The following is a 12,121-nucleotide window of genomic DNA, read 5'->3' on the forward strand; positions in this document are numbered from 1 at the left end:
ATGAACACCCCCATCGGGTCTGAGATTGTAAACACTGTAATAGCATCTGCCTGATTTGACCGAATGCATGTGTAGTGTCAGCCAGGGAATGTTGGCCGCGGTACTGGCGATCTTTATCGAAGATGTGCTTCCATTTTTCTCCTGGACCCTTTCCATCCAGTATTGAACTCCATCATGTTGGCTCTTGTAGGTTATACAATTGACATCAGGGGCAAACGATCCCTGAGCCAGAATCTCAGCGGTACTGGGCTCTGTGAGGTGGATATAACCTGCAAAATATGGCCCGTCAAATACTACTTCACCTATATTATAGCTTGTATCAGGTATATTGGAATATGTGTTCCAATAGACTCCGGATGTTGGCATTGTGGCAGATGTGGAATTAAGGATGGGATCGTAGAAAAACTCATATTCTCCTGTACCACCCGGCTGAAGGTATGCATCCTGTGAACCGGCACCAGATATCTTTTTAGATAGTGTAATCGATGGTACATCGACAATCCATGAACTTACATATTTCAGAGTGTCTGTGTTTGAAACCTTATAAAATCTGAGTTCAGTACCCGGGTCTATATTCATCTCTGAAAGATTGATCTTTACGCTTGCTCCGGTGTTAGGCATTGGTGAAGAAGGTGATGTCGAGCCGGAAATGAACATCAGTTCGGCATTTTCTCCGTTTATTGAAGCAGTAATGGTAAAAGATGCTATCCTGGTTGCTCCGGAAGGAAGTGTTGCTTGTCCACTTGTGCTGGTCAGTGCAATAGTGAGTTTGGCTCCTGATGGAAGAGACTCCCAGATTCCCTCTTTATTCTGCCTGAGAATAACCGTTGCGCTGTCAATAGTAAGAATTTCACCTGCAGCTCCTTCTATAGTAACTGCTTTGGCTGCCCTGCTTTTCTTATCGAGGGAAACTTCGCTTCCCTTATCTGTCATATTACCGGGTCCGGTAGGAGTCTGGCCGGTATTCGTACTGCAATATGCTAACAGGGCAATGATAAAAGATGCGATAAAGACAAGCAGAGTAGATAATCTCATCTTTTCTCCAAGGAAATTCGTTAGACTGATTTGAGGTACATTGACAAAGAATTATTCCAAACTATAATATATATTGACGTCGTTATCAATGGTAAACTTTTGTTGTGGAAGAAAGATGGAACCAGGGGTGGACTGTTTTTGTTTTGTACAGGTGTTATTTACAGGTTAGAATAAAGGGCTCGATTTGCTTTAAACGGAATTTTCTGGTTGATATTGTAGAAGACTGCCTTTCTTCAAGCAGAGGATACAAAAACCCTGCTTTCTATGGGCATTGTTAAAACACCGGCATGCTGTGAACTTGGGGGTGGGGGATATGATGGACCTTTCTTTTTAGGGGCTTTTCATCTTTTTATTTACCGGTTTTTTCATTTGATTTTTTGCGAATTTCTGTAATCTGCTCTATTGATAAACCTGTATAAAGGGTGATTTTTTTGTCCGATTCGCCATGCTTAATCATGTTTAAAGCGACTTGCTCAATTCCTCTATTAATTCCTTTATTAATTCCTTTTTCGATACCCTTTTCTAACACTTCTTTTTCCCACTCTTTTGCTTTCGTTTCGAGCATATTTTTAACCTCCCCTAAACTATCAATATCTGTAATTAATTTTGAATCTTCAGGTATTTTATATATCTGAAAAATCCGGTTTATTATTTCTTGTACGATTCTATTCCCCAGGTTCTATCTATCACCTCCTTCAAAATACCAACCAGTTCATCCCAGTTTTTGCTTAGCTCAATTGGATTGTGGTTTTCAATGTAGAAAACTGCTGATACCGTATTACGCAGCCTGACTAGATCACGTCTGGGAATCTCATTTTATTGCAATTTTAAAATACTTAAACTCCGGAATGTACTCTTTGGGCACTGAGGATTTATACAAAAGGTCACTGAATCTTTCCGGAACGTGCCAGGCAGGCTCTCCGTTATATATAAGAACTGAAAACGACGGATTAAAAAGCTTCAGATCTTTTTTTCTGCGTAGTTCATCGTAGAACTCAAACATGTACCTGGCCATCCGCAAAGCCATGAACCTGTCTACCGTAGACTGAAATTCGATAAAAAGATAGATATATGTGGGCTGATCATTAAAGCTAATCTCGTAGATTAAATCGGCATGACGTGAACTTCTTGAGGAAGGGAAAAAATTTGGGTCCAGTTTCTTTAGCGTTTTAAAATCCAGCTTTTTTACAAAATCATCATGTACAAAAGATCTAAGGAGATCTTCAACAACTACAGGGTAACTAAAAATGCGAACAAACCAACTGTGGTGTTTCTGTCGCATGTGCTTGAATATATGTTGTGACAGAATGTAAAATGTCTCATTATTAAACAAATGAGAAAACAGTAACAATTCTCGATCGAACTACTATTAACCGTGTTGAAAGAGTGGATTGAAATGACTATTCCCGGCACTTTATTGCTGATTATTTGTGATGCTTACCTGTAGATAAACAGAAGAAAAAATTGTAAAAAATCTAACCTGCTATCGTTCAACAATCCTGACCAACTTTCCTTCATTCTTCTGATTCATATAACACAATCTGATCCAGTGGGAACTTCGTGCGATGCTGCTGAGGCGGACCTCGTCAATCATACCTCTGAAAGGCTGTGAATCTTCACGTAACGGATCGTTTCTGCGTCCAATCTCAACATCAAAATCGGTCATCCTTGATGAATCACCTGTTACCAGTTCTATTGTAGAATCAACACAGATTCCATCAATATAAAGATACTGGCGCTCTCCCTCCCTTACACCGGTTACATGATGCCAGGTCATGATATCAATTGGACAGGTGGTCGATTCCCAGGATGGGGAAGGTTGATTTGTGTACTGGGCGAAAAGCCAATGGCCCTCCTTAATCCTGAGGTGATACTGATAATTACCTTTTCCTACTATAAAGCCGCTTGAGGAATCCAATGCGAAAACCCAGGCTGATACTGTATAGCTGCTATTCTCAGGGAAATTAAGCTTCCCGTCAGCCGTTCCTTGAAATGTTATATAGCTGATCGGAGTATCAAGTTCACCACCCTGGCCTATCACAGCAGCGGTTGATTTAACAGATGATACTACTCCGTCATGATGATTGACTGTGGCATCCACAGCTTTTTCCTCGGCCAGATCAGATAGATGCCACACACCCTGGAAGCCATCGGTTGTATCGAACACCGTTGTACTGGATGATACTTCAGGAACACCGTTTTTTCCCCAGAACATCAGAATGTACTGTGTGCTGTCATTGCCCTTTATCGTATCGACCTTTACCCAGATATTCGCAAGACCCGATGAAGAATTCCAGTATTCGATCTCGTGCGGAAGCTGTCTGCCGTTTGATTTTGTAAATCTAAGATCTGAGCCGTCGGAAGCTGCTGATGAGAAATCGAAATTGGAACTGTTCAGACGTACCAGAACCGGGAATTCTGCTACAGTTCCCGCAACATCTGCACCGGAGGGACTTGTATTGAGAATAAGCTTTCTGGAATTTGTCCAGGAGACAAAAGGCAGCTCGATGAGCTCTCCTGCAATAGCTGTTATATCATCGATAACCAGTGCATTAAACAGGGTGTCTTCAGACGTGATTACAAAGACGTAATCACCCTCCGGAAGATCCTTGAACTCAAAGACTCCCGATGTATCCACTTTTACAGTCCTTTCCAAGCCATAAATACTGCAATGGAGTGGCGCAGAATTGTTTACTCCTGTAATCTGACCCTTTACTGATGCGTAAGGGCGCAGGGTGTCGGAGAGTAAAGTGTCGGCTGTAGTGTCGGATAAATCAAGATTTATCCGGAAAAGAAATGCTGAGGACTTTCTGTCATTTATCTCGATGGAGTAGGTGCCGGGTTCCATAGAATCGATGCAGAAATATCCTGAATCATTGGTCACTGTTACTCTCTTTTCATTATTATGCTGATTTTCATCCGGTAGCTCAAGATAATCTGAGGGACATAAGGTAACCGGAACGCCTGCGGCAAAACTGCCATCCTGATTATACATCACTGCAGAAACGCGGATATTTCCTGTATCAGATACACCCCCGGAAAGCGGTGATGGTCCGCAACGGAACAGACTGATCGATGCCAGTACAAAAATCAGGTACTTTCTCATAAATCAGCCGTGCCTTTCATCTCTTCAGGTGAATCGATGCTTTCACTGACCGGAAACAGCGCAAGGTTCATCTGGTAAACAACATTACTGTTCTCATCCCTGCTTGCGATTGCTTTAACCCTGTCTTTAAATGCCTCTAATTCCGCAGCCAACAGGGAGTATGATGCAGATGAGATGCCCAGGGTCATGCTGGATATATGTCTTTCTTTACAGTTCTTATCTTTCAGAGCACTCTTGGAATGATCGATCATAGACAGGGCAAAAGTCTGCAAGGCTAGTGAAATGACATTGCTGTCCGCAACCAGAACCGAATCTCTCTGTTTGTAAGTGCCGTCATCAAGTTTTCTTATCATCTTGAGTTTCAGAAGAAGCTTTACTGCTGCTTTAGCCTCTGAGGGAAGAATAGCCGGCTTTACCATCGAAGCGATTTTCTTGAAATCATCCTGAAAATCATACAGGGTAATCAGCTCCCTGATTACCGGCACATACCATTTCGAGAAATAATCAAACTGGTCTGCGGCAAGGATCGACTCTTTTACATTTGCTGACAGGGAGCGAAGCACTGCATAGTGTTCCTGTTTTTCCTCAGAAGTTTTTGCCTGATTGAACAGGACAAGATTGCGGAAGTAAGTTGCCTCCTTGGGATTAAGTTTAATTGCGGTGATGAATTTCTCTATCACTGGACGAGTAAGATTCCTTTTCCCGTCGATAATCCATTTTAGAAAAGAGGGTGAGTTTATACCGGCTCTCTGTGCAAAATAACGATAAGAGAAGAAGCGGTTTTTCTCTTTCTGTTCCTTGTAGTATGATTCAAGATATTTCCGGTAATCGATATATTGGAATATTGGCCGCATGTTTATATAATACAACATTTCTTATTCACAAACAGAGAAATGTGACATGGTCTAAGCACAATTTGTATACATGATGTATACAGTAAGCGGGGTAACTGATTGATAAATCGTGAGTTATACATCAAAAGCCGAAAAGTATAACCGGTTCTTGTGTATGGAAACGGGTTTTCTGTATCGGGATCGGAACCGGTATCGCAGGAAGATGTCAATATCGGTTCCGGAAAGGACATTTGATATTCTTTCCTGTAAGGAGAAACTATCGTTCTTCTGGTTTCATACACTCATATTCTGCAGCTATAAACGCGGAATCCAGTACAGTATCAAACAGCCTGAGCTCATCGATATAACCTTTGAACAGGCACATTATATCATCAATAGCTGAACAGCTTCGCACTCTGAAATATTTCAGTTTTATACTACGATACCAGTTAAAAAAAGAGGAAAGGGAGAAAACCCGTAAAGAGAGGAAAACACTCAAGGCTAAGTCTTTTTCTGACTTAGCCCATCAATGAGTCGTTCTTTTGCTTTTTTCAATGATTTGATTTAACGCAGTATACCTGCAGGAATCTTTTAAAACGGGCAGAGTTTAATCTTCAGGTATCAGGTACTCATACTCTGCAGCAATAAACGCAGAATCCAATACTGTGTCAAACAGCCTGATCTCGTCCATATATCCGTTAAACCGGCCCATATCTTCACCGTAAGCTGTGTTACCAATGCCCAGATCTACTTCACTCGATGTGTATTTCCTCATTGTTTTGCCATTCTCTTTTTTGCCGTTGATATAGATATTTACATCCTGGTAATTGTAGGTTACTACACAATAATACCATATTTCCTTTTCCAGAATACTTTTACTATAAAGCCACTCATCCTGGCTCTCAGGCCCGTCTACCGCAAATGCAAATAAACCATCCCAATTGACACCTAACATTAATCCATTATGGCCGGAACAGTAGTGGAAAATCTTTTTCAGGTTTTTCCAATTGGCTGAAGCCAGGAACGAGGAATCGGATCTGAACCAGAGAGCTACACTGAATGTGGGAGAATCGAACTTATCTTTTGTTCCGGGAACCTTGATCCGGAATTGATCCCCTGACATGTGAATAGCTTTGCCTTTTACTCCATTTACAAGTTGAAGATTTGCTTTGTTCGAATCGACAGCATTGTGTCCGTTTCCACTTACATCATAGAAAGTGTTTTGTTTTGAAGAATCAAAAGACCAGTGTGCAACCGGAGCAGGCATGAATAGAGCGACAATCGTGTCCTTTGAGGTCTCATCCACATGAAGAGGATCAAACCAGACAGATCTCACAGCGCCGTAAGATACTCCGTTTACTCTGATGTCATAGACTACATAATCTTTGTCGGGATTGAAAAAGAAGGTTTGACCGCCCTTGAATACTTTCATTGTTGGGGTTATCTCACCTCCCTGGGTGGAAAATACGGTAACAGTTCGTGTCCCATACTCCTCAGACAGGTTAAGACATGAAACAAACAGAAGTAATAACGGAATTGCATTATAAAAGTGTCTCATGGTTTCTCCATTCCAGAAAATTGATGCACACCATAAAACTTGATTCAAAGCGATTGGATTAGGATATCAGAAAGCAGATATAATATTGCTTATAAACCGATGTCGATGCAATGGATATGTTTAAAACCTTAAATACTGAGGTATGGATGTATGTCCCTGAAAAACAGGATTTATCAACCCGGTCTGAAAGTCTGGGTATTTGTGAAGAAGAGAATCTCCCAAAGTCCTTAAGAAACCGGATAAATTAAAACACGATTGTGTGTTAATTTATCCTTACAGATCAATCGTCCCTTCTTATTTAATAAACAAGAATACAAGTTTTTGAAACCAGTATGTTTTCTCCTGTTGTAATCTGTATCATATAATTACCATGTGCGAAATTATTAACCGGAAAGACTGTTCTGGAATTCACAGATGTGTTAATTGTCCGGCTGAGAATCTGCCTGCCATGGAGATCAAAGATTCCCACCTTGACTGGTATCCCCGGCCTGAGTGATGTAATTTCCAGTTTACCGGATGAGAACCGTACTGCCGGTTTGAATGAAGTTTTACTCAGTGCGGACACAGAAGTCTGGAAACTGATCTCAAGCTTGTCGATATTAGGACCTCCATCGGCAGCATTTGAGGTGAAAGTTATTTCGTTTACACCCTGCTTCAAGGTAAGAGAGATCTCTTTCTGTTTCCATGTTGTCCATGCTCCGGTACTTTCAAATGTCTGGGAGGGAATTATTTCCTCTCCATTCAAACTGATAGAAAAACTTCTGGTAGAGGTAGTGCCGTTAGCGAAGGTAATTGTGATAGTTTTAAGTCCGGCGCTCTCAGTGTAGACCGGGATAGTAATGGATGATCCTGTTTGGTTATCAACATTGGCATAGCCTGTACCGGAAAACCCGGCGTTAACAGATTCCGCGACACCACGGTATATGTACGCATCTTCAGCCTCGTAAAGGTAGGGGTTCTCAGGGATAAATTGCGCAGTCAGGTTGACATTTTTATTCAGTGTGGAGATAGTATACGCTGCATCGGTTCCGGTATAATCTCCGTTCCATCCTGCAAATTTCCATCCCTTGCCCGCGGATGCCGTGAAAACAACCTGTGAGCCTTCCACCGCTTTTTCTCCTGAGGGTACCTGAGTGATACTTCCCAGACCTGATACTGCAGTGCTTATGTTATAGTAGGTTTTGTTATCAGCAATGAAAAATGCTGAAACCGTTTTATTGGAATTCATGGTCAGTACAGCAGGGTTACTGTTACCTGAAAGGTCTCCGCCCCAGTGGTCGAAAATAAAGCCCTCTTTTGGAGTTGCTGTCAGAGTTACATTTGCCCCGGAAGCGAATGCCCCGTTTGCAGGAGAGATTGTTCCTTCACCGGAAGTAACAGATGTGCTGAGGGAATACATCTGTGTACCACCTTGAAACAGTGCAGTATAGCTGATTTCACTGTTACTCATCTGGAAAGTATATCTGGTCTCGGTTGTAACGGTTTTCCCCGATTGATCAGCCCATCCCAGGAATTTTTCCCCGGAATTAGGCTTTACCTTTACAGTAATGGATACACCTTCCGGAAAAGTGGTGCCGCTTTCAGTAATCATTCCGGTGTTTGCCTTGTTGGACAGTACGTTTATTTTATATAACGGCTTTAGAAGCGCGGCCAGTCTGGCCATATCGGGATTGGATTGAAGCTCAGATATCCCGCTGCAGACAAATTTAGCCATGAAATTTGCACCCATCTCCTGAAAGTGCGTACCATCTGATGATCCATCGGGAAAATTGGGATATTCTCCTGCATCGAGGCCCAGATAGATAAATTTTGCGCAGTAGGTCGCACCAAGCCGTTTCTGAAGTTCAACTGATTTTTTCTCCAGGTCAATAAAGGGGACATTAAGTTCATTTGCCACATTAATCATCGCACCACGGTAGTTATTTGCCCCTTCACGGAATACTTCACGTACATTATTTCCATTCCATGCATTCATGTTCATAGGACTTATCAGTACAGGAATTGCACCCTTTGCGCGGGACTCTTGAACGTATTTGCGCAGGTACTCCTTGTACTGTGTGGTATCAGTGTATCTTTCTGCCTTTGAATAATCCCGGTCATTATGTCCGAACTGTATGAATACATACTCACCACTTTGTAAAGTAGATACAATCTCTGCCCAGCGCCCCTCCTGGTAAAAACTCCTGGTGCTGCGCCCTCCAATAGCTTTATTGTTGATTGTCACAGTCCCGGTTTTGAAGAATTGTCCGATTACCTGTCCCCAGCCGGCCTGAGGGTATTTGGATGACGCGTAGTTACAGACCGTGGAATCGCCGATAATAGTGATTTTAAGACTTGTCTGAGCCCAGACCATAATGGAAATGGCTGCCATAATTATAATGAGTGTCAGTCTCTTAAGTCCCGCTACCTTGAATTGATTAGAACTTTGATTTACAGATTTCATGGTTGATTTTCCTGATTATATGATTTGATCGATCTCAGCATAGGAAATAGAATTGATTTCTTAATTGTATTTAAAATATCTGTTAAGAAGAACAGGTAATTCAGATACAAGGCTGATCTTCTTTTGTTATGTTACTGTACAAACATGAGCCTCTGAACATTTGTAGAGTTCTCCATAGTTATATGTACTATGTAATTGCCGTTACGGAGATTTCCAAGTGGAAGCGATACTCTGGAATTGTTATCTGATCTGATATTCCAGCAGGAGATTTTCCGGCCGCTTATATTGTAAAGATCTACCCTGACTGGAACTGTCGGTCTTAGACATGTAATTTCCAGTTTACCTGATCTGATCTTGAAACTCGCTTTCTCGGATAAGTAACCTTTTGAAATCGAGGTCTGATTATCAATTTCAATTTTATCAATGTTTGGTCCGCCATCGGCAGCATTTGAAGTGAATTTTATTGTGTTTACTCCCTGTACGAGGGTAAGGGTAATTTCCTTCTTATTCCATGTTGTCCAGGCGCCTGTTACTTCAAATACCTGGGAAGCAATTACTTCTTCTCTATTTACATGGATAGTAAAGCTTCTTGCGGCAGTTGAACCGTTGGCAAATGTAATAGTGATAGTTCTCTGGCCTGCATGTTCCACATAGACTGGAATCTCTATGGATGAGCCGATTTTGTTGTCGACATTGGCATAACCGGTACCGGAAAATCCGGCATTAACCGATTCAGCTACACCATCGGTAATTATTGCGTCCTCAGCCTCGTAAAGGAAGAGATTCTCAGGGATAAAAAGTGCGGTGAGATCGATATTCTTATTCAGAGAGGAGATGATGTATTCTTCACCTGTTCCGGTGTAGTCCCCGCTCCAGCCCGCAAATTTCCATCCCTTGGAAGCAGTAGCTTTAAAACTGACTTGAGAACCTTCTGCGACTCTTGTTCCTGACGGTACTTGATCGATTCTTCCCAATCCTGAAATATGCGTATTTATGCTGAAATAAGTTTTGTTATCAGCAACGAAAACCGCAGATACAGTTTTGTTCGCATCCATAACTAACTTAACAGGATTGCTGCTCCCGGAAAGATCTCCTGTCCAGTGGTCAAAGATATACCCGGTTGCAGCATTTGCGGACAGTGTAACTGTATCTTCGGGCAAATAGATTCCTCCTGATGGAGAAATGGTTCCCTCACCGGAAGATACTGAAGTTGCCAGTGTGTATCTGGTAATTGACAGTTGTTTGCCTTCGGTGGTAAAAGGAGAAGCCGGTAATCCCTCCTTGTTTATCAGATTGCCGATGGGATTTCCTGCGTAGGCGTAACGCACATGAACAGGGTTGGGTACTGATGGACTGGAAACTGTTACTGTATCATTATGTATCACAGCATTTGCCCATACAAAATTCTTATCAGAGCCGGCAATAGCAAATCCTTTTAACTCTCCTGATTTCGCCTGTAATCCTCCTCCGGTATGTATAAAGCGGCAGTGGATTTTTGACCCGTCGATAAACTTTTCGATAAACAGCGGTCCTGAATAAACCAGGTTCGATTCACCGTAAACTTTAGCTCTGGCAGGAAGTGCCAGCCGTCTTCCTGCTTCCTGTTTATTTCCAAAATGGAGACTGTCGCCAATATCGATATAAACGACCAGATCTGTATTTGGCACTGAGAGGCCCAGCCGCTGTGCTTCACGGATTACAGCGGAAGTAGCTGACTCATTCGGGCTGGTCTGAACTGTTCCGTAATTTGCTAATTGGCAAATAAGGAAAGGAAAATCACCAACTCCCCATACTTTTCTCCATCCGTTAATAAGCTGAGGCAGTCTGTCCTGATAATAGTTTGCAAGGCCGGAGGATCTATCCTGTTCTCCCTGCATCCATGCAGTCCCCCGTATAGTATATCCCTCCACCGGCTTGACCCAGGAGTTGTACATCGATCCGGCTGAGTTATCTATGGTTTTTATATTCGGGTCACTCGCTACAGTAGCCGGGTCAAGCCAACTGGCTATTGAGGTACCGCCAACCGCAGTCACTATCAGGCCGATTGCCACGTTGTCAAGTGCTTCCAGCAATTCTTTCCCGAAAAAGAATCCCAGACAGGAAAGTTTACCGACTTTTGCGGGTGTAGTGCAGGTTTCCCAGACATTGTTGGTGACTCCGCCGGCCTGACGAATTGTTAAAAAACGGAGTTTCGGCAGATTTGTACTGTTCATTATTGAACTGTAATGAGGATAATAACTTACACGTGTATCCATGTTGGACTGCCCGGCGCACTGCCACACTTCACCAATATATACATCTGTAATTGTGACAGTGTTTGTGCCTTTCACAGTCATGGTATAAGGCCCTCCAGCAGACATGGGGTCAAGTAAAACTGACCAGGATCCATTCTGTGCTGTTGTGCTTTTTGTCTGTCCATTGATGCTTACACTTACCTGTTCTCCATTTGAAGCGGAACCCCAGATCTTGACTTTCATATCTCTCTGGAGAACCATGGAGTTGGAAAAAGCATTGGGCATACTGACAGCAGAATAAATCTGCAGAGGAAAAAACAGTGTTATGAATGTGTATAGGAAAAACCGGTAACGCGGCTTCATTTTTTTACATCCCTTTCTGTTTGTTTCTTCAATTTCTTTGTGTTCGCCATATAAATTGTGCTGGTATTTACGGGGTCATAATGCAGTGAAACTCAAGTATTTAATGAAATCAACCACTTTTTCAGTCTTCCTGATGTGTTCCCTGATTAGTATCAGTTTCTTATCATTATATATAATACATTATTGGATGTCTTGTTCAGGATACTTGAATCAAGCCGGAAAATATATAGAACAGGAGGACTACAATAAGTGTTTTAAAGTGCGTTTACCATGTAAGTATGAAGGGGCGGTTAATTATACAAAATTATGGATAGTCTGAACAGAAACAGATTATATTAGTGAGAGCACTCTTTTCTAAGCAGACACATGTTAGTTATCAAATAGATGTTTGCAAGAGGACGAAAACTATGAGTGAAAAAATGGGCTATATCCGGAACTCCCAATATGAAATTGGCTTGAATTCGTTGTATTTATTGTGTTTCTGCCCATATTTATACCATACGAAATTGTTCAGGAATTTGCGCAGGAATATCTACATCTCCAACAGTC

Annotated in this window: 9 protein-coding genes; 1 reads left to right on the top strand and 8 read right to left on the bottom strand. The window is 42.0% G+C overall.

The genetic code is table 11. The features are described from left to right. From GX089_15130 to GX089_15150, 5 genes are all read right to left on the bottom strand, one after another. The coding region (locus GX089_15130; GenBank protein ID NLP03826.1) for a hypothetical protein at window positions 1-1,035 on the bottom strand (1,035 nt) is incomplete at its 3' end. 349 nt (window positions 1,036-1,384) lie between these two features. Next, the gene (locus GX089_15135) at window positions 1,385-1,600 is read right to left on the bottom strand and encodes a hypothetical protein (protein NLP03827.1); all 216 of its coding nucleotides are present in this window, start codon (window positions 1,598-1,600) and stop codon (window positions 1,385-1,387) included. Window positions 1,601-1,846: 246 nt separating this feature from the next. After that, window positions 1,847-2,317, bottom strand: coding sequence for an Rpn family recombination-promoting nuclease/putative transposase (locus GX089_15140; GenBank protein ID NLP03828.1), 471 nt, complete (start codon window positions 2,315-2,317; stop codon window positions 1,847-1,849). 201 nt (window positions 2,318-2,518) lie between these two features. Continuing rightward, entirely contained in the window at window positions 2,519-4,141 is a 1,623-nt protein-coding gene (locus tag GX089_15145) for a DUF2341 domain-containing protein (protein ID NLP03829.1), read from the bottom strand. Then, on the bottom strand, window positions 4,138-4,995 hold the full coding sequence (locus GX089_15150) for a TIGR02147 family protein (GenBank protein NLP03830.1): 858 nt from the start codon (window positions 4,993-4,995) through the stop codon (window positions 4,138-4,140). The genes GX089_15145 and GX089_15150 overlap by 4 nt, the downstream gene beginning before the upstream one ends. 154 nt (window positions 4,996-5,149) lie before the next feature. Between GX089_15150 and GX089_15155 the strand changes: the two genes are divergently transcribed. Continuing rightward, window positions 5,150-5,377 carry a hypothetical protein gene (locus GX089_15155; protein NLP03831.1) on the top strand — a complete coding sequence of 76 codons (228 nt, stop codon included), beginning with the start codon at window positions 5,150-5,152 and terminating at the stop codon, window positions 5,375-5,377. A gap of 204 nt (window positions 5,378-5,581) precedes the next feature. Here GX089_15155 and GX089_15160 read toward each other — a convergent pair whose 3' ends face one another. From GX089_15160 to GX089_15170, 3 genes are all read right to left on the bottom strand, one after another. Further along, window positions 5,582-6,532, bottom strand: coding sequence for a LamG domain-containing protein (locus GX089_15160; GenBank protein ID NLP03832.1), 951 nt, complete (start codon window positions 6,530-6,532; stop codon window positions 5,582-5,584). Between the two features lie 298 nt (window positions 6,533-6,830). Then, window positions 6,831-8,975 (bottom strand): carbohydrate-binding protein, encoded by a 2,145-nt coding sequence (locus tag GX089_15165; protein ID NLP03833.1) that lies wholly within the window; start codon window positions 8,973-8,975, stop codon window positions 6,831-6,833. Between the two features lie 131 nt (window positions 8,976-9,106). Continuing rightward, the gene (locus GX089_15170) at window positions 9,107-11,572 is read right to left on the bottom strand and encodes a carbohydrate-binding protein (GenBank protein ID NLP03834.1); all 2,466 of its coding nucleotides are present in this window, start codon (window positions 11,570-11,572) and stop codon (window positions 9,107-9,109) included. Window positions 11,573-12,121: the final 549 nt, after the last annotated feature.

Source organism: Fibrobacter sp. (genome assembly GCA_012523595.1).
Taxonomy (GTDB): domain Bacteria; phylum Fibrobacterota; class Chitinivibrionia; order Chitinivibrionales; family Chitinispirillaceae; genus JAAYIG01.